At 64.4% G+C, this 17578-nt stretch carries 14 protein-coding genes; 5 read left to right on the plus strand and 9 right to left on the minus strand.

From position 1 onward, the window contains the following. Positions 1–7 precede the first annotated feature (7 nt). Both XalbCFBP2523_RS12420 and XalbCFBP2523_RS12425 read right to left on the minus strand, forming a co-directional pair. Complete coding sequence (locus XalbCFBP2523_RS12420; RefSeq protein ID WP_045765210.1) at positions 8–1582, minus strand: thioredoxin family protein; 1575 nt, start codon at positions 1580–1582, stop codon at positions 8–10. Positions 1583–1770: 188 nt separating this feature from the next. Further along, positions 1771–2760 (minus strand): bile acid:sodium symporter family protein, encoded by a 990-nt coding sequence (locus XalbCFBP2523_RS12425; RefSeq protein WP_045765211.1) that lies wholly within the window; start codon positions 2758–2760, stop codon positions 1771–1773. Positions 2761–3119: 359 nt separating this feature from the next. On the opposite strand from XalbCFBP2523_RS12425, the gene XalbCFBP2523_RS12430 reads away from it, so the two are divergent. Continuing rightward, complete coding sequence (locus tag XalbCFBP2523_RS12430) at positions 3120–4157, plus strand: lipase family protein (protein WP_249027729.1); 1038 nt, start codon at positions 3120–3122, stop codon at positions 4155–4157. Positions 4158–4292: 135 nt separating this feature from the next. Here XalbCFBP2523_RS12430 and dnaG read toward each other — a convergent pair whose 3' ends face one another. The 4 genes from dnaG to rpsU all read right to left on the minus strand — a co-directional run bounded on the left by dnaG (position 4293) and on the right by rpsU (position 8023). Beyond that, positions 4293–6029 carry a DNA primase gene (dnaG, locus tag XalbCFBP2523_RS12435; RefSeq protein WP_012914966.1) on the minus strand — a complete coding sequence of 579 codons (1737 nt, stop codon included), beginning with the start codon at positions 6027–6029 and terminating at the stop codon, positions 4293–4295. Positions 6030–6092: 63 nt separating this feature from the next. Continuing rightward, a complete protein-coding gene (locus XalbCFBP2523_RS12440) occupies positions 6093–7001 on the minus strand; it encodes a YihY/virulence factor BrkB family protein (RefSeq protein WP_045756699.1) in 909 nt (302 codons plus the stop codon). Positions 7002–7129: 128 nt separating this feature from the next. Then, a complete protein-coding gene (locus XalbCFBP2523_RS12445) occupies positions 7130–7576 on the minus strand; it encodes a GatB/YqeY domain-containing protein (protein ID WP_045765213.1) in 447 nt (148 codons plus the stop codon). A gap of 231 nt (positions 7577–7807) precedes the next feature. After that, positions 7808–8023 carry a 30S ribosomal protein S21 gene (rpsU, locus tag XalbCFBP2523_RS12455; protein WP_003465342.1) on the minus strand — a complete coding sequence of 72 codons (216 nt, stop codon included), beginning with the start codon at positions 8021–8023 and terminating at the stop codon, positions 7808–7810. Positions 8024–8144: 121 nt separating this feature from the next. On the opposite strand from rpsU, the gene tsaD reads away from it, so the two are divergent. The 3 genes from tsaD (at position 8145) to XalbCFBP2523_RS12470 (ending at position 12273) form a co-directional block, all read left to right on the plus strand. Continuing rightward, on the plus strand, positions 8145–9293 hold the full coding sequence (gene tsaD / locus XalbCFBP2523_RS12460; protein ID WP_230599017.1) for a tRNA (adenosine(37)-N6)-threonylcarbamoyltransferase complex transferase subunit TsaD: 1149 nt from the start codon (positions 8145–8147) through the stop codon (positions 9291–9293). Then, a complete protein-coding gene (gene folB, locus XalbCFBP2523_RS12465) occupies positions 9286–9645 on the plus strand; it encodes a dihydroneopterin aldolase (RefSeq protein WP_012914970.1) in 360 nt (119 codons plus the stop codon). Before tsaD ends, folB begins: the two co-directional genes overlap by 8 nt. A gap of 447 nt (positions 9646–10092) precedes the next feature. Then, positions 10093–12273: a glycoside hydrolase family 3 N-terminal domain-containing protein gene (locus XalbCFBP2523_RS12470; protein ID WP_045765215.1), complete on the plus strand. Its 2181-nt coding sequence runs from the start codon at positions 10093–10095 to the stop codon at positions 12271–12273. An 89-nt stretch (positions 12274–12362) separates the two neighbouring features. On the opposite strand, the gene XalbCFBP2523_RS12475 is transcribed toward XalbCFBP2523_RS12470, so the two are convergent. The 3 genes from XalbCFBP2523_RS12475 to XalbCFBP2523_RS12485 all read right to left on the minus strand — a co-directional run bounded on the left by XalbCFBP2523_RS12475 (position 12363) and on the right by XalbCFBP2523_RS12485 (position 16420). After that, positions 12363–13658, minus strand: a complete 1296-nt coding sequence (locus XalbCFBP2523_RS12475) for an APC family permease (protein WP_045766613.1) — start codon at positions 13656–13658, stop codon at positions 12363–12365. A 270-nt stretch (positions 13659–13928) separates the two neighbouring features. Next, positions 13929–15032, minus strand: a complete 1104-nt coding sequence (locus tag XalbCFBP2523_RS12480) for a dipeptide epimerase (protein ID WP_045765216.1) — start codon at positions 15030–15032, stop codon at positions 13929–13931. Further along, on the minus strand, positions 15029–16420 hold the full coding sequence (locus tag XalbCFBP2523_RS12485; RefSeq protein WP_045766614.1) for a C40 family peptidase: 1392 nt from the start codon (positions 16418–16420) through the stop codon (positions 15029–15031). Before XalbCFBP2523_RS12485 ends, XalbCFBP2523_RS12480 begins: the two co-directional genes overlap by 4 nt. A gap of 244 nt (positions 16421–16664) precedes the next feature. On the opposite strand from XalbCFBP2523_RS12485, the gene XalbCFBP2523_RS12490 reads away from it, so the two are divergent. Beyond that, complete coding sequence (locus tag XalbCFBP2523_RS12490; RefSeq protein WP_045765217.1) at positions 16665–17483, plus strand: N-acetylmuramoyl-L-alanine amidase; 819 nt, start codon at positions 16665–16667, stop codon at positions 17481–17483. Positions 17484–17578 lie beyond the last annotated feature (95 nt).

A 17578-nucleotide genomic window follows, 5' to 3' on the forward strand; every position in this document is an offset into this window, starting at 1 on the left:
ACGGGGTTCAACTCAGCCAGTGTTGGCAGTTGTCGGTGTCCTGGTGGCCGCAGTTCTGCTGCATTTTCTGCTGCAGGCGTGCCAGCACGGCGCTACCGCTGTGATTTTTGCTCCAGACCTTTAGTGCCTTGCCCAGGGTGTCGAAGCGCTGCCGGGTACGCTGATGGTAGCCGTCGGGCTGGCTAGCCAGTTCGGCGATGACCTGGCCTGCGGCGTTTTCGATGGCGGTTGTGTTGTCCGGTTGCAGGCGGATCAGGCCCTTGACATAGACCACACCCCATTGCACCCGTGTGGCCGGGCCTTGTGCGCTCGCATAGGCCTTCTTCAGCCAGTACAGCGCGGTTTGCTTGTCGCCGCGCTCCTCGGCCATCCCGGACAATTCGGGCATGTAGTAGTAAGGCGTCTTGCTGCGTCCGAGTTCGGCGAGCAACAACTGTTCGGCGCCGGCTTTGTCGCCGATGACATAGAGCAGGTCGGCGGCGCTACTGATCGTGGACTGGCGTTCGGCATCGCTGTGTGCGGCCTGTTCGGCCCAGTGCGCGCGTTGCCGTATTTTTTCGACCAAGGCCGCCGACAGTGGCGGCGGAGTATGCGTCTCCACCTCCGGCTGGCCCTGTGCCAGCCGCGCCAGCGCGATGTCTGCATAGACCGTCTCCAGGCGATCACTGATCGGCAAGCGACTGTCGGTGTAGACTTTGTCCAGTGCCTGCGTCAGCGCGCTCGACAACGTAGCGCGCTCGGCTGCATTCGCCGCTGATGCCTGCACCAGTTCACGTGCCGAATAGGTTAGTGCGCCGAGGTTGGCGCGCACTTCGGCCGGATCGGACAGCACGGCCTGTAGCAGGGCACGATTGGCGGCGCGCTGTTTGGGCGTCGGTGTGCCGGTTTTGTCCATGCTCAGCGCCAACAACCCGAAGCGACGGCGCAGCGCAGGCTGCGGCGCGGCGGCGGCCAGGCGTGCGAGCACGTCGGCGGTGTGTTCGGACTTGATCAAGTGCGCGCCATCTACGCTCCAGTCGTATTGGCTGAGTATGGTCCAGTCGTCGTTGCTGAGCGTGGCCGGTTCTTTCAGGGCCTGCTGCAGTAATTGTGTCGAGCTGGAGGTATGGGTTGCCGCCACCCGCAGCGCTTCGGCCAGATGGGCGGTGTCGCTGTCGCCGGCCAGACGGGTGATTTCGCTGCGGTCCGGGCGCAGCACGATGATGGTCGGATAGCCCTTGATACCGAAACGGTCGCCCCAGGCTTGCGCACTTTCCGAGTCGCCGTCCAGATGCACCGCCACGAAGGCGCGAGTACGGGCGATGAATGCCGGGTCCTTGAACAGCGTGGCTTTGAGTCGATTGCAGGGGGGGCACCACGCCGCACCCCAGTAGAGCAGTAAGGGTTTGTTCTGTTCACGGGCTTCGGCGAAGGCATCGTCGAGGTCGCCCTCGCGCCAGGCGATGCCGGCACTGTCCTTGGTGGGGGCTGGCGCGGCGGCCGTGGGCGTGGCCGGAGCGGGCGGCTTTTCGCAGGCGCTCAGGGCCAGCAACGTGGCTAGACTTGTGCAGAGTATGGCGGGGCGGCGGAGCATACGGCTCATATGGGGCACCGGTAAGGGGAGGGAGGCGTGGCGGGGGCCACAGCGGTCCCCTACTTTACCCAGTGCCGCCGCCGCGGGGACATGACGGTTGCGTCTGTGCTTATAAGATCGTGACCGGGCACACGATCGTGGCATCGGGCGGGTGTCTCCCCTCGTCTAAATGCGCACCGCAGATGCGAGGAATCGGTTTATTGGCCGCGCGCCGACTTCACGGTTTGCGCATAGCGCTGTGCGATCACCGCGCAGACGATCAACTGAATCTGATGGTAAATCATGACCGGCAGTACGATCGCGCCGAGGCTGCCACTGGCGAATAGCACCTTGGCCATTGGCACGCCGGTGGCCAGACTCTTCTTGGAACCGCAGAACACGATCGGGATTTCGTCCTCGCGGGAAAAGCCCAGTCGCCGTGCGCTGAAGGTGATCAGCAGCATTGCCAGCGCCAGTAACAAGGCTCCGACCACCGCCACGCCGAGCAGTGCCGGCAGCGGCGTTTTGCGCCATAAACCTTCGATCACCGCCGCACTGAAGGCGGTGTACACCACCAGCAGAATCGTGCCCTGGTCGGTGTAGCGCAGCAGCGCGCGGCGGCGATCGACCCAGGTGCCGATCCATGGCCGCAACAGATGACCTGCCAGGAACGGCACCAGCAACTGCAGCATGATCTTGCCCATCGCTTCCAGCGGATTGGCCATGGCGCTCTGTGCGCCGGCCAGCAGGCCCATCAGCAACGGGGTCAGAAACACGCCAAGCAGGCTCGACAGCGAGGCGCTGCACACGGCGGCCGAGACGTTGCCGCCGGCCATCGAGGTGAACGCGATCGACGACTGTACCGTGGATGGTAGCGTGCACAGGAACAGCACGCCGATGTACAACGCCGGGGTCAACATCCAGTGCGATAGCGGCTTCAATAGCAAGCCCAGTAACGGAAACAGCATGAAAGTGGCGGCGAAGATGGTCAGGTGCAGGCGCCAGTGCAACGCACCAGCCAGGATGGCCTCGCGTGACAGCCGCGCGCCGTGCAGGAAGAACAGCGCGGCGATGGCCAGATCGGTGACCGCGTCCATGATCCGCGCCGCGCGCCCGGACACCGGCAGTAGCGAGGCCAGCAACACCGTACACAACAGCGAAAGGGTGAATGGTTCGATACGCAGACGAGCGAGCCAGGGTCTGATCATGGCGCGGGGCGGTGTTGTCGGGTCTGCATTGTAGGAAGCGAAGACGCAGGAGGCGAGTCCGGACGCGCGGCGTAGACAACTTTCCAGCATGCTGTGGCAATGATGGCTTTTGCCAAGTTCACCGATCGGTTGCTTGCTAAATTTCCGCGCATCGTGTTGATGGGGGATGCGGCCGGGCAATATCGAAGGTAGTAGGTGTTCCACGTCTGGCGTTTTTCCATAAATTACTAGCGACTAGGAACATGCATATGCGATACGACCCGTATCAGACCGTCTTCGCGCTTTCGACCCTGGCCAGTTGGATCAGCAATCAAATTGGCACGGCGCAAGCGTTGCAGGCCGATTATCAAAAGGTACTCATGGCGACGCTGGCGTCGCCGCCGGTGCCGCAGACGATCGGGGTCTGGGAGCTGGCCTGGGGGCCGCAGGTCTGGCAGGCGGAGAACTCCAATCGGTCGGACAACGCCATGTGCGTCGTCAAGACGCGCAACCTCGGCGATATCGCCGGGGACGTTTACGTTGTGGTGATCACCGCCACCAATGCGTTCTCTCTCTACGACTGGGTGGTGGAGGACTTCGACGTCGCCAAGGTGGTCGACTTTTCGACCTACGATCCCACCGCGAGTACCGCACCGGTTCGACTCTTGCATCCGAGCCAGACCAATCCGGTCATCTCGATGGGCACCGCGCTGGGTGTCTGGCACTTGCTCAACATGGTGAGTCCACCGTCTGGCGTGTCGCCTGGCGATACGCTGGATGGATTTTTGAAGAAAGTAACCAGCAGTGGCGCAAGCGTGATTTTCGCTGGCCATAGCCTGGGGGGGGCGTTGTCGCCGACCATGGCGACCTGGTTCAAGAATGCCCACAGGCTGGACGAGTGCACGGCGGTGTATTGCTATCCCACCGCTGGCCCCACACCGGGAAATGCCGCTTTTGCGCAGCTATGCACGAGGGTATTGCCGCCGACGAGTGGCAACGGTTATCGGGTATGGAATCGCGTGTTGTGGAACGCGTACGACGTGGTGCCGCATGGCTGGGATCTCGCGATGCTCGAGCAGATCAAGACGCTGTATGCAAACGCGCCGATGTTGTTGATCAACGCCATTGTCGATATTGCCAAGCAGTATGCATCGTCGTCGGGTATCGCGTACTGCCAGATTGCGAACCAGCGACTTTCGGGAACGTTGAGCGGCATCCCGACCACGCTTTGGGAGTTCATTGAACAGGCAGAAACCCAACATACAACCGCCTACGCCGCGCTGATCGCGCATCGGTTGAAGCCGGTGGTGCCGCCGGCGAAGAAACGGCAAACGGTGGAAATGGACATGGAGGCGGAGTTCTATGCCTTGCTCAAGCGACTTGAAGCGCTCGGCGATGTGTCGACGACGTTAGGTTAGAAGCCACCGCGACATCGGCGATGTCGACTTGTCTCAACGCGCTTCAGGTGACTTCGCATTCACTTCAAGGACATCATTTGCTCCAGGTTAGGTTTCGCAGCATCCGGCGAATGCATCGCATCCGCCGGCTAGCGTTCAGCGCAACGTCGCAAGGATCTTCAGCAGTTCGCGTAGTTCGTACTTATCGGTCTCGTCCAGTCCTTGCGCGCGTTGCTTGGCCTGCAGTTCGTCCAGGCGTTGTTGCAGGGTCTGTTTTTCCAGTTGCACCATCACATCGAGTAACTCCTGACGCCAGCTCGCGGTGTCGCCGGGAATCTCCTGCACCACCAATTTTTGTAGTGCGGCCAGTTCCTCGCGTTCGTGGAAGTGTTCGAGTAGCGCGCCAGTGGTGATTTCCGGCCGTGTATGCACGATCTGCAACAGTTCGATGAGTAACTCGACGCCGGGTAGACGCAGGCCAGCGAACGGATAGGGCGGCGTTAACTCCAGCGCCAGCGCTGGCACTTGCAGCAAACGTGCGATTGCCTCGCGCACCAGGCTGCGTTTGTGCGCCGACCGCGCTGGCCTCAGCGGCGGTCGGCTTGTCGATGTAGTGGCGGGTGCGGCGGCGCCGATGCCGGTGAGTTCGGTCAGGCGCTGGCGCATCAGGTCGCCGAACGCGCCGTCGGGAATCTGCGCCAGCATCGGTCGCGCGCGCTCGGCCAAACGCGCCTTGCCATCGAGCGTGCTCAGATTGATTTCGCGCGACAGCTCGTCGAAGAAAAATTGCGACAGTGGCGTGGCCTGGGCGAGGCGCGTGTCGAACGCCGCCGCGCCTTCTTTGCGCACGATGGTGTCCGGATCCTCGCCCTCGGGCAGGAACAGGAAGAATGCCTGGCGTCCGTCCTTCATTCGCGGCAGCACCGATTCCAGTGCCTTCCAGCCAGCGCGGCGCCCGGCGGCGTCGCCGTCGAAGCAGAAGAACACGTCTGGCGCATTGCGGAACAGTAATTCGGCATGCTCCGGCGTGGTCGCCGTGCCCAGTGTCGCCACCGCCTGAGTCACGCCGAACTGGAACAGCGAGACCACGTCCATGTAACCCTCGACCACGATCAGCCGCTCGATCTTCTGGTTGCTCTGGCGCACCTGCCACAGGCCGTACAGCTCGCGTCCCTTGTGGAATAGCGCAGTCTCCGGCGAGTTCAGATACTTGGGGCCATCGTCCTTGTCGAGGACGCGGCCGCCGAAGGCGATCACCCGCCCACGGCGGTCGAAGATCGGGAACATCACCCGGTCGCGGAACTTGTCGTAGACGTGGCCACGGTCGTTCTTGGAGAACAGTCCGGCGCGGTCGAGCAACTTATGCCGACGCTCGTCGGTGCCCAAGGCATCCTTGAGCGCGCTGTAGCCGTCTGGCGCATAGCCGATCTGGAAGCGTGCGCGGTTCTCCGCATCCACGCCACGACCATCCAGATAGGTACGTGCTTTGTCGCTGGTGTCGAGCTGGCGTTGGAAGAATTTCGTCGCCGCTTCCAGCGCCGAGTACAGGTCGCGATGGTCTTCGCCGGCGGCTTGTGCGGCGCCGCGTTGTTGCGCGTCGCGCGGTACTTCCATCCCGGCGCGCTTGGCCAGCTCGTCCACCGCGTCGAGAAATTCGAGGCGGTCGTAGTTCATCAGGAAGCTGATCGCGGTACCGTGCGCACCGCAGCCGAAGCAGTGATAGAACTGTTTGGTCGGGGAGACGGTGAACGAGGCCGAGCGCTCGTCGTGAAATGGGCAGCGTGCCGCGTACTCCTTGCCCTGGCGCTTCAGCGGCACGCGCGTGCCGATCACCTCGACGATGTCGGTGCGGGCGAGCAGATCGTCGATGAATGCGTCGGGGATGCGGGCCATCGGCATAGGATGCCACGCGTGTGCGTCGTCGCCACGGATCGGGTGCTGCGCGGTGTGGTGGATTCAGTGAGGCGGCGCTGCGGTCACGGCGCTGGGCGGGTCGATCCCGGCGTCGTCGAGGGGGCGCCGCGCGCGCTGGCGCTCGTCGATGACGGCGGTGATCAGCGCGCCGACGAAGAACACCACCGTGGCGTAGTAGATCCACACCAGCAGGATCACCGGCGCGCCCATGGAGCCGTAGGCGCTGCCCGGTGCGGCGGTGGCGATGTATACGCCGATCGCATAGCGCCCAATCACGAAAAGACAGGCGGTGATGGCCCCGCCGATGATCGCCTGCCGCCACTCCACGCGCCGATCTGGCAGGTAGTGGTAGAGCACGGCGAAGGCCAGTACGTAGATCGCCAGCGTGGAGAAGTAGCCCACCGCCGGCAGCAGCGATGGCATCCGCGCGAAGGCGACCTGCAACACGGTGGTCAGGATCATCGAGATCAGCAGCAAGAAACCCAGTGCGAAGACCACGCCGAAAGAGAACACGCGTTTCTTCAGCCACGGTAGGAAACCGTCGAGCTGCTGCTTGTCGGTGCGGAAGATCAGATTCAGCGCATTTTGCAGTTGCGCGAATACCGCTGTGGCACCGACGAACAGCAACAAGGTGCTCCACAGTCCGGCCAGCGAGCCGATGTTGGGCTGGTGCTTGGCGTTGTCGATCACCGTCTGTGCGACGTCGCGTGCGCCGTTCCCGGCCAGTTGCCCGATCTGTGCGATCAGCGCTTGCTGCGCTTGTGGATATAGCGAGGCGGTCAGCCACAGCAGCAACACCAGGAGCGGCGCCAGCGACAGCAGCGCGTAGAACGACAGCGAGGCGGCCTGGGTCATCAGATCGATCTCGGTGAAGCGCCGTGCCAGTGCCGCCGGCAGGCTCTGCTGTAGGCGGTCCAAGTGCGTGTGCAGGCGTGCGGATGATAGGGACATGGTCGCCAGAACCTTAAGCGCGCGGCGTCGAAACACCAGCCCCGCGCTGCGCGCGGTAAGTGAAAGCGCGGGCTTGCCGGTGTTGTAGCAGTCCTGCGCTAAAGATGGGTGAAGCGTGACGCGCCGGATCAGCCGCCCAGTTGCTGCTTGACCAGGGCCGAGACCTGGCCCATGTCGGCCTTGCCGGCGAGCATCGGCTTCAGCGCGCCCATCAACTTGCCGATGTCGGCCGGACCGCTGGCGCCGGTCTGCGCGATCGCAGCCTGGATCGCGGCAACGATCTCGGCCTCGCCGAGCTTGGCCGGAAGATAGCGCGCGATCACCGCGATCTCTTCGCGCTCGACCGTGGCCAGATCCTCGCGGCCGGCGGCCTCGTACTGGCTCACCGAGTCCTTGCGCTGCTTGACCATCTTGTCCATCACGGCGATCACCGCGGCGTCGTCCATGTCCACGCGCTCGTCCACTTCCCTCTGCTTGATCGCGGCGTTGATCAGCCGGATCACGCCCAGGCTGTGCTTGTCGCCGGACTTCATCGCGGCCTTCATGTCGTCGGTGAGCTGCTGTTTGAGGGGCATGACGGATTCCACAGTGAAGGAAAAAGACAGGGGCATTCTAGGCAACGCCACCGGGACAAGCCGCTGCGCATGGGAGTACAGGCGCGACGGCGACAACGGTTTGATCGCGACGTGTGGCGGAGGCGGCGAGGAGAAGCGCAAAAAGCCGGCGACGCTTGCGCGTGCCGGCTTCGTGGGCTTACCGTAGCGCCTGCCCAGACCCGCAGGCCGCGCTACCGTAGGCCGCGATCCTCAGTACAGGCGCTGGCGCTTGGTGACGTCGCGCGAGGTGCGGCGCAGTTGGCGCTTCACCGCAGCAGCGGCCTTGCGCTTGCGTTCCTGGGTCGGCTTTTCGTAGAACTCGCGCTTGCGGGTTTCGGCCAGTACGCCGGCCTTTTCGCAGGTGCGCTTGAAGCGGCGGAGCGCAAACTCGAAGGGCTCGTTCTCGCGGACTTTGACGCTGGGCATGGAATCTCCGGGACACAAGGGTGGCCGGGTCAAGCCCGGCGAGCCGCACATTATAGCGACGGATTCTCCGGCTGCAAGCGTGGGGTTTGGCCTGCCGCCGATTCGGCCCCACAATGCACTCATGAATGTGCTCGGCATCGAATCCAGTTGCGACGAAACCGGCGTCGCTGTCTACGACACCGCCCGCTCCGGCGCGGCCGCGCTACGTGCGCACGGGCTGTACAGCCAGATCGCCCTGCACGCCGAATACGGTGGGGTGGTGCCGGAACTGGCCAGCCGCGACCACGTGCGCAAGCTGCTGCCCTTGATCCGCCAGACCCTGGCCGAGGCCGGCCTGCGGGTGCGCGACTTGGATGCCGTGGCCTATACCGCCGGGCCGGGCCTGGTCGGCGCGCTGCTGGTCGGCGCCGGCGTCGCCCGCGCGCTGGCCTGGGCGTTGGAAGTGCCGGCGATCGGCGTACACCACATGGAAGGCCACTTGCTGGCGCCGTTGATGGAAGACCCCGACCCGGCGCACGGCGTGCCGGCGCCGCCATTCGTGGCGCTGTTGGTGTCCGGCGGGCACACGCAGTTGATCGCGGTGGAGGCCATCGGCCGTTACCGACTGCTCGGCGAAACCCTGGACGATGCGGCCGGCGAGGCCTTCGACAAGACCGCCAAGATGATGGGGCTGCCGTATCCTGGCGGTCCGCAGTTGGCGGCACTGGCCGCGCAGGGCAGGCCGGGGCGCTTTCGTTTCGCGCGCCCGATGACCGACCGACCGGGCCTGGATTTCAGTTTTTCCGGGCTCAAGACCCAGGTGCTGCTGGCCTGGCGCGGCAGCGACCAGTCCGACGCGGTGCGCGCGGATATCGCGCGCGGTTTCGAGGACGCGGTGGTGGAAACGCTGGCGATCAAGTGCGAGCGTGCGTTGGATGCGGCCGGGAGCCATACCCTTGTGGTCGCCGGCGGTGTCGGCGCCAACCTGCGCCTGCGCGCGCGCTTGCAGGCGATGGCGCAGGCGCGCGGTGGCCGCGCCTGCTTTCCGCGCCCGGCGCTGTGCACCGATAATGGCGCGATGATCGCCTTCGCCGGCGCGTTGCGCTTGCAGGCCGGGCTACACGACGCCACGGCCGCCGTGCAGGTGACCCCGCGTTGGGACATGGCGTCGCTGCCGCCGTTGGTGGCGGGATTGCCGACGCAGGGTGCGCGTACCAACAGCCCCAGCGATGTTCCAACTGTTGCTGTTGCCGGGGGCGAGTCCCGAATTTCAGGTGCTGGCAATGGATAAAGTCTTTATCGAAGGTCTGGAAATCGATGCCTTGATCGGCATCTACGCTTGGGAGCGGCGGATCCGGCAGACACTGCGTTTCGACCTGGAAATGGGTTTCGATAACCGCATACCCGCAGCCAGCGACGATATTGCCGATACGCTCAATTACAAGGCGATCAGCAAGCGCATGGTGGAGTTGGTCGAGCAATCCGATCACGGCCTGGTGGAAACCTTGGCCGAGCGCTGTGCGGCGATGGTTTTGGACGAGTTCGCGGTGCGTTGGTTGCGTTTGAAGCTGAGCAAACCGGGTGCGGTGCGCGGCGCACAGGCCGTGGGCGTGATGATCGAGCGCAGCCGCCCGTGTGGATGAAGCGGCGTGGGATGTACGGCGTATGCCGCATACGGTCATTGAAACCATGGCGAGCGCTGCTTCTGCGATGCCGAGATCCGGCAGCGGCGAGAGCATGTGATGGACGTTGCCGGGAGTACGAGGCCTGCTGAAGTGTGTTGAGACTGCCAGTGGCGCAACGCATGACGGCGCGCGTGCATGTGGCTTCCTATCGTTTGGGATTCGGCGCCGCTGCTGTCCGTTGTGTACACGATCCTGCGGTGCATCCAGGCGCGCCGTTCTGGTCGCCGCTCCCGTCGGCAGTGTTTCGGGCGGTCATGGCGCGGCAGGCTGACCGGTGTGGCAATTGGATCGTGGCCGGGCGGGGAGCAATGTCCTGAACAGGTCGTGCGCTCGCCGGGATTTGCCCCATCGTCTGGCCCCAGCGCTAAACTCAGCGCCTATGTAAGCGTTTTCTCAAAGGACCTCATGGCTTCGGATCGTATCGAATCGCTCATCGCTCGCATGACCGTCGAGGAGAAGGTTGGCCAGCTCGGTGTCTTTGCCGACATGGTGCGTCCGTTCGCGCCCGACGTGAATCCGGAAGTGAACGTGAGCAATGCCGACGAGGTGATACAGCAAGTGCGTGCCGGGCGGGTCGGGTCGCTGTTCAATGGCGTGGGCGCGGAACTGGGACGACGCATCCAGCAGGTGGCCCTGGAGGAGAGCCGCCTGGGGATTCCGGTGATCCTGGCGGCGGATGTGATCCACGGCATGCGCACGGTGTTCCCGATCCCACTCGGCGAGGCCGCCAGCTTCGAGCCGGAGTTGGCCGAGCGCACCGCGCGTGCCACCGCAATCGAAGCCACCGCCGCTGGTCTGCATTGGACCTATGCGCCGGCGGTGGATATCGCCCGCGACCAGCGCTGGGGCCGGGGCGCCGAAGGCGCGGGCGAGGATGTCGTGCTGGGCTGCGCGTTCGCCGCCGCGCGGGTGCGCGGTTTTCAGGGGCCCGACCTGCGTGCGTCTGATGCGCTGCTGGCCACGCCCAAGCACTTCGCCGCTTACGGCGCGGTCGCTGCGGGGATGGAATACGCTAGCGTGGACATCGCACCGCAGACTCTGCGCGATGTGCACCTGCCGCCATTCCAGGCAGCCTTCGGCGCTGGCGCGTTGACCGTGATGACGTCCTTCAACGACATCAATGGCGTGCCGGCCAGCGCTAACCAAGAGTTGTTGACCGACATCCTGCGCGGGCAATGGCAGTTCCCCGGCGTGGTGATTTCCGATTACACCGCCGACATGGAACTGATCGCGCACGGCTACGCCGCCGACGAGCGCGACGCGACTAAAAAAGCGTTTCTCGCCGGCATGGATATGAGTATGCAGAGCGGTTTCTACGCCGCGCATCTGCCCTCGCTGGTGGAAGACGGCGACGTGCCGATGGCATTGCTGGACGCGGCGGTGCGCCGTGTGCTGGCACTGAAGGATGCCATCGGCCTGTTCGAGGATCCGTATCGTTCGTTGGATCCGGCACGCGAGGCCGACCAGTCTCATCTCCCCGCACACGATGCGCTGTCGCGCGAGGCGGCGCGGCGCTCGATCGTGCTGCTCAAGAACGATGGTCCGGTACTGCCGCTGCGGAAATACGGGCAGAAGATCGCACTGATCGGTCCGTTCGCGCAGGACCGCGACAACATCGAAGGTTGCTGGACGTTGTTCGGAGACAAAGAGCGCTACGTGACCCTGGAGGATGGGGTGCGCGCAGCGCTGGACGATGCGCAGGCGTTGGCCGTGGTGCCGGGCTGCGCGCTGGAAGCGCCGCTGGACGGCGGCATCGACGCGGCCGTCGCCGCCGCGCGTGCCGCCGACGTGGCCGTGCTGGCGCTGGGCGAGCCGCAGCGCTACAGCGGCGAGGCGCAGTCGCGCACGCAGATCGTGTTGCCACCGTCGCAGCAGGCACTGGCCGAGGCCGTCGCCGCCACCGGTACGCCCGTGGTGGTGTTACTGCGCAATGGCCGCGCGCTGGCACTGCAGGGCGCGGTGCGTGATGCCGCCGCCATCGTCGTGACCTGGTACCTGGGCACGCAGACCGGCCCGGCGGTGGCCGATGTGTTGTTCGGCGACTACAACCCTTCTGCGCGGTTGCCGGTGAGCTTTCCGCTGGATGCCGGGCAACAGCCGTATTTCTACAATCACCCGCGCACCGGACGACCGGAATTGCCGACGATGCGCGAGTTCAAGGCGCGTTGGCGCGAGGTGCCGAACGCGCCGCTGTATCCGTTCGGCCATGGCCTCAGCTACACCCGTTTCGCTTACGGCACGCCGCAACTCGACCACATGCGGTTGGGCTGGGACGATACGCTGACTGTCACCACCCGCATCGACAACGTTGGCGAGCGTGAGGGCGAGGAAGTGGTCCAGTTGTACATCCACGACCGCGTCGCCAGTCGGGTGCGTCCGGTGCGCGAATTGAAGGCGTTCCGCAAGGTACGCCTGGCGCCGGGGCAGGGCATGGAGGTGGTGTTCACATTGGACCGGCACGCGCTCGCCTTCACCGGTCGCGATGGATGCTGCACAGCCGAACCTGGACAATTCGATCTATGGGTGTGCGCGTCCGCGACCAGCGGCGAGCCGGTGGGGTTCGAGTTACTCGCACAAGCCCGATAACAGCACGGCGCGCTTTACGCTCGGTGGTTGCTGTGAGGGTCATTTCGTCAGCATGCATGTTGCGATGGCGAAACATGCGCAAGCATGTTTCATCCCGGTGTCTTGCGCGGAAAGCGGTACAGCAGCGCGCCGATCAGCAATGCCACGCCGGCGGCGGCCAGGTTCTGCCAACTGGCGCTGAGCAGCAGTGCCAACGCCAACAGCAATGCGGCCAGTGGGATCAGCGGCCCACCAGGCAGGCGCAGCGCACCGGGGCGGTCGCGGTAGCGCCGCGCCAGCACCAAGGCTGCCGCGGCGGTGCCGATGTAGGCGAACAAGCGCGTGACCATCGACAGCAGCGCCAGTCGCACGAACGAGCCGGACAGCGCCAGTGCCAGCGACAGCACGCCCTGCAACAGGATCGCCGCCGCCGGGGTATGGAAACGCGGATGCACCCGCGCCAGGAACGCCGGGCCGTAGCCGTCTTTGGCCAGCGCGAACAGAAAGCGTGGCCCCAGCATCACCGTGTTGCTGGTGGTGCCCAGGATGGAGATGGTGGCGCCGATGGTGAGGATGAGTGCCAGCGCCTCGCCGCCGAAGCCGCTGGCGGCATCGGCCAGCGGTGTCGCCGATTGCGCGACGTTGGCCAACGTCCCCTGCGCCACCACCTGTACCGCAGCGTAGATCAGGGTTACGGTGACGATCATTGTGATCAGTGCGAATGGCACGTCGCGGCGCGGATTGCGGTACTCGCCTGCCGCAGCAGGGATGTTTTCGAAGCCAGCATAGGCGAACAACAGCAACAACGCCGCTTCGCCCATGGTGCCGACATCGTGCAGGTCCGGGGTCTTGCCGGAGAAGACCCACGATGGATGCACATAAAACAGGCCGATCCCCACGAACAGCGCCAGCGGCAGCAACTTGCCGATTACCAGTGCCACGCCGGTCCGTGCCGCCGACTTCACCCCGATCACGTTGATCGCGGTCAGCAGGCCGAGCGCGCCGACGACGATGCTCAGGCGTGCGCCGCCATGCGCGGCGGCCGGCCAGAAGCGCACGACGGCGTCCGCCAGCCCGTTGCCCAGCGCCGCCGCTGAACTGATCCGGGTCAGCCAGATCATCCAGCCGATCTCGAAGCCGACGAAGCGGCCGAACGCTTCGCGCGCATACAGATAGCTGCCACCGGGTTCGTCGAAGTAGCTGGCCGCCTGCGCGTAGCACAACACCAGCAAGGCAACTGCCAGCCCGGCCAGCAGCACCGCCCACAGGCTCAGTGGCCCCAGCAGCGCAGCGGCGGCGGCGGGTAGCAGATAGATCCCACTGCCGATCACGTCGTTGATCGACAGGCCGACGATTTGCCAACGGCTGACCGCACGGACCAGGCTTGGCGTGGGCGGTCGGTTCATGGCGCGGATTCTGTCGCCTGAACTGCCCAGCGCACGCGTCGCCGAGCGCATGCACGAGGCGAGGACAACACGCAGCGCGATGCCGCCATGGGGCACCGACCGGGCGGCGGTTCCGGCATGTCGGTCGGTATGTTCGCGGCGTTGTCGGTGCTGGTTTCGTCGGGTGCGCGCCAAGGGTGCAGGCAGAGGCGATGTCCTGTGCTGGGTGGGACCTGTGCAATGTATTGGATCATGGAGTCCTTTCGGTCGCGTGGGATCGGATCGTGGCGATTATGCGCTGCGCGGCAACGGTTCCAGTCCACGAATCGCGCGGATGCCCAGCCCCGGCGCATCGCTGATGTGGATCTGCGCCTCGTCAAAGCGCACTCCACCGTCTACTGGATCGAACATTCCCAACGATGGGCTGTCCAGGTCCACCTTGGTGATGATGTTCGCTCTGGCCACCGCCAGGTGCGCTGCCGCGGCCACGCCGATGCTCGACTCCAACATGCAGCCGATCATGCACGGCACGCCATAGGCTGCGGCGATGTCGGCGATGCGCAGCGCATTGGCGATGCCGCCGGCTTTCATCAATTTGATGTTGAGGATGTCCGCCGCGCGCTGCCGCAGTAGCGCGATCGCCTGCGCTGGCGCGAAGACGCTTTCGTCGGCCATCACCGTGGTTTGTACCCGTTCGGTGACGTACTTGAGCCCGTCGAGGTCGTCAGCCTTGACCGGTTGCTCCAGCAGTTCCAGCACCACGCCCGCTTGCTCCAGCGTGTGCATGGCGTGCACCGCCTGTTTCGGTGTCCAGCCCTGGTTGGCATCCAGCCGCAGTTGCGCGCGGCCACCGACCGCGTCGTGGATTGCCTTGACCCGCGCGATGTCCTCGGCGGTGTCCTGGCCGACCTTGATCTTCAACGCGACGAAACCGCGCGCGATGGCCGAGTGCGCATCGCGCACCATCGTGTCGATGGTGTTCACACTGATGGTGAGGTCGGTGACGAGGGTCGGAGTGCCGCCGCCGAGCAGGCGATACAGTGGCGCGCCATAGCTTTGCGCCCATAGGTCGTGGATGGCGATGTCCAGCGCGGCTTTGGCACTGTTGTTGTGCGCGAGCGCGCCCTGGATCCGGCCGATGATCCGATTGAGATCGGCGATGTCTTCGCCGATCAGGCGTGGTGCGATGCAGTGCTCGATCGCCGCAATGATCGCGCCGTGGGTATCGCCGGTGATCGGTGGCGTGGCCGCGGCGCTGCCGTAGCCGATATGGCCATTGTCGGTGTGCACCATGACCACGACGTCCTCGATCGCCTGCACGGTGCGTAGTGCGGTTTTGAACGGAGTGTGCAGTGGCACGCGCAGCATGCCCAGGCGAATGTCGGTGATTTTCATTGGCTCGGGATCGGCAGGATGCGCTGGATGCGGGTAATACGGTCGATGAAAGGGGTGCCGTCGGCGAGCAGCAGCGATTCCAGCGGCGTGACCGAGACACCATTCAATGGCACCTGTTGCAGTTGTCCGGCGGCGTTGCGGTCGCTGGCTGCGGCCACGTCGTGGATCACCCAAGTGCGGCCCCGCTCGTGGCCGATCACCAGCATCACGTGGCCGTGGATGTATACCAAGTCGCCGACCTGTAACTGCGCTAGCACTTTCTGCCGTTGCGGCAGCGGCGCGCCAGCGTTGTAGGGTACGGTGGTGAGGCTGGGGCTGCGTGCCTGATCGTTTGTGTTGCGTGGCAGGAGAATGCCGAGGCTGCGGTAGACATCGACGACGAAGCCGCTGCAGTCGTGCCCATCGTGGCTGTCGCCCCAGCCATAGCGCTCGCCGAGAAACTTGAATGCTTGCTGCAGTAGAACGTGCGCGGTTGCGGGGAGTGGTGCGTCGCGCGCATCCGCAGCGCGCGGGACCAGCGCTGGTGCCAACTGCAAGTGGCCGTCAGGTGTGCGAAGCGGTAATTGCACAACGTAGGCGGCCAGCGGCGATTGGCCGTTGACGGGTTGCGATGGTGGCCATTTCTGCAGCAGAGGTAGTGTGCTGCCCATGTCCAATGGTACCTGCGATGCGGCCGGTAGCTCTGGAGTAAAGACGGTGAACACGCGGGTGCCGGTCACCAGCAGCCGCGGCTCGCGCTGTATGTAGTCCAGCACCGTGGCACGCTCGGTTTCGGCGACACGGTCGCGAGCAATCCAGGCCGCCTCGTTCGACGCCAGGACGAACAGCCATTGGCCATCATGGCTGACATGTAGGATTGCCACCGCACTGCCGGGGGCCAGGGCCGACTCCTGGAAGCGGTCGATGTCGTGCTCGTCGGGCGCGCTAAACACGCGTTGCGCAGTGGGGAACAGGCGTAAATCCGCGTGTCGCACGACCAGGCCATAACGCGGGGTTACCTGTTCCGGCAGGGTTTGCAGCGCAAGTGCGGATTGCAATGCCTGCAGTTGCTTGGCATCGAGCGTGTGGCCTTGCGCGTCGTAAAGCCTGTGCGTTGGTGCTGCCGAAACGCTTAGAATCTGCGCGCGCACCTGCGTCGCGCTGAGACGCACAGGCAGCGCGGCGAGATCGTGCATTGAAATATCGTGATGCAGCAAATGTGCATTGAAAGCGGATACCTGGGCTGCATCCAGTAGTGGGTGCAGCGATGCGGGCAACCGCGCGATCCAGTGGTCGGCCTGCAATTGCGCTGTCTGCAGTTGCCAGGGCAGCGCATCCGCGGCGTGTGCGGCCACCGCGCCGTTCAATGCGGCGGCGAGCAACAGGCACAGGCCACGCATGGTGGTCATGAAATCCTGATGATGCGGAAAGAATGTCGGAACCTGGCGCATGCCGAGAATGATCTTCGATTCCCGGATTTTTTCTGTCAAGGTGTGATCGCGGTCCCGCTGCATCCTGCGCCCGCGACAGCTGGCGTTTTAACGAGGCACTCTATAATGGGGTTGCTCGGCTAATGTCTATGGTGGCCGTTGCGCTCTGACATGATTTTGACCTGCCGATGTGTATTCGTGCTTATCCATCTTGGAGTTGCCCATGATCCGTCGTTTGACTGTGCCTGCGTTGCCCGTCGTGCATCGGCTATCGTTGTTGGTCCTGGTCGCATTGCTCGGTGCTTGCGCGCATGCGCCGCCGCACAATCCGCTGGCGCAGTGGGTTCCGTCGCCCAATTACAACCAGCGTCGCGCGCAGCTGATCGTGATCCACTTTACCGGCAAAAATTCATTGCAGGAAAGCTTGGATACGCTGCGTTCGCGAAACGGTTTGGGCGAGTTGGTCAGTGCGCATTACCTGATCGGTCCCGACGGCAAACGCTATCAGTTGGTCAGCGACCAACTGCGCGCCTGGCACGCCGGTGTCGGACGTTGGGGTACCATCACCGACGTCAATTCGGCCTCGATCGGTATCGAGTTGGACAACGACGGCAAGACCCCGTTTCCGCAAGCGCAAATCGATAGCCTGCTGGTGTTGCTGCAGGATTTGTGCACGCGCCTGCACATTCCGCGTACCCAGATCGTCGGGCATGAGGATTTCGCTCCGTCGCGCAAGGTCGATCCGGGCCCGTTGTTCCCGTGGAAGCAGTTGGCCGATGCCGGGTTTGGTCGTTGGCCGGCCGCCGATGCGCCACCGGCGCCGTCTGGCTTCGATCCGTGGCAGGCGCTGGCGCTGTTCGGTTATCCGATCGGTGATCGCGCCGCCGCTATGCGCGCGTTCCATCATCATTACCGTGGCAATGATGCCACCGCGTTCGATGCGGAAGATCTGCGCATTCTCTATGCTCTGACTCAGCCATTGCTTGCGCCGCAGCCGAAATCGCTGTCGTCGCCGCCGCCGATAGAACATAACGAGTTCTAGCGTGTCGTTCGTGCGTGTCTCAAGCCGGCCGTGTATGTTGGCGGGGGGCGTCTTGTTTCAACGTACTCCAGCTGGCGTTGCACTTACTTCAATGT

Source organism: Xanthomonas albilineans (assembly GCF_002939705.1).
Classification (GTDB): Bacteria; Pseudomonadota; Gammaproteobacteria; order Xanthomonadales; family Xanthomonadaceae; genus Xanthomonas_A; species Xanthomonas_A albilineans.

Coding starts and splice junctions, on each gene's coding strand:
- dnaG (WP_012914966.1), bottom strand. CDS start 6,029: ATGGCCCGCATCCCCGACGCATTCATCGACGATCTGCTCGCCCGCACC.
- XalbCFBP2523_RS12480 (WP_045765216.1), bottom strand. CDS start 15,032: ATGAAAATCACCGACATTCGCCTGGGCATGCTGCGCGTGCCACTGCAC.
- XalbCFBP2523_RS12420 (WP_045765210.1), bottom strand. CDS start 1,582: ATGAGCCGTATGCTCCGCCGCCCCGCCATACTCTGCACAAGTCTAGCC.
- rpsU (WP_003465342.1), bottom strand. CDS start 8,023: ATGCCCAGCGTCAAAGTCCGCGAGAACGAGCCCTTCGAGTTTGCGCTC.
- tsaD (WP_230599017.1), top strand. CDS start 8,145: ATGAATGTGCTCGGCATCGAATCCAGTTGCGACGAAACCGGCGTCGCT.
- XalbCFBP2523_RS12485 (WP_045766614.1), bottom strand. CDS start 16,420: ATGACCACCATGCGTGGCCTGTGCCTGTTGCTCGCCGCCGCATTGAAC.
- XalbCFBP2523_RS12430 (WP_249027729.1), top strand. CDS start 3,120: ATGGCGACGCTGGCGTCGCCGCCGGTGCCGCAGACGATCGGGGTCTGG.
- XalbCFBP2523_RS12440 (WP_045756699.1), bottom strand. CDS start 7,001: ATGTCCCTATCATCCGCACGCCTGCACACGCACTTGGACCGCCTACAG.
- XalbCFBP2523_RS12490 (WP_045765217.1), top strand. CDS start 16,665: ATGATCCGTCGTTTGACTGTGCCTGCGTTGCCCGTCGTGCATCGGCTA.
- XalbCFBP2523_RS12445 (WP_045765213.1), bottom strand. CDS start 7,576: ATGCCCCTCAAACAGCAGCTCACCGACGACATGAAGGCCGCGATGAAG.
- XalbCFBP2523_RS12470 (WP_045765215.1), top strand. CDS start 10,093: ATGGCTTCGGATCGTATCGAATCGCTCATCGCTCGCATGACCGTCGAG.
- XalbCFBP2523_RS12425 (WP_045765211.1), bottom strand. CDS start 2,760: ATGATCAGACCCTGGCTCGCTCGTCTGCGTATCGAACCATTCACCCTT.
- XalbCFBP2523_RS12475 (WP_045766613.1), bottom strand. CDS start 13,658: ATGAACCGACCGCCCACGCCAAGCCTGGTCCGTGCGGTCAGCCGTTGG.
- folB (WP_012914970.1), top strand. CDS start 9,286: ATGGATAAAGTCTTTATCGAAGGTCTGGAAATCGATGCCTTGATCGGC.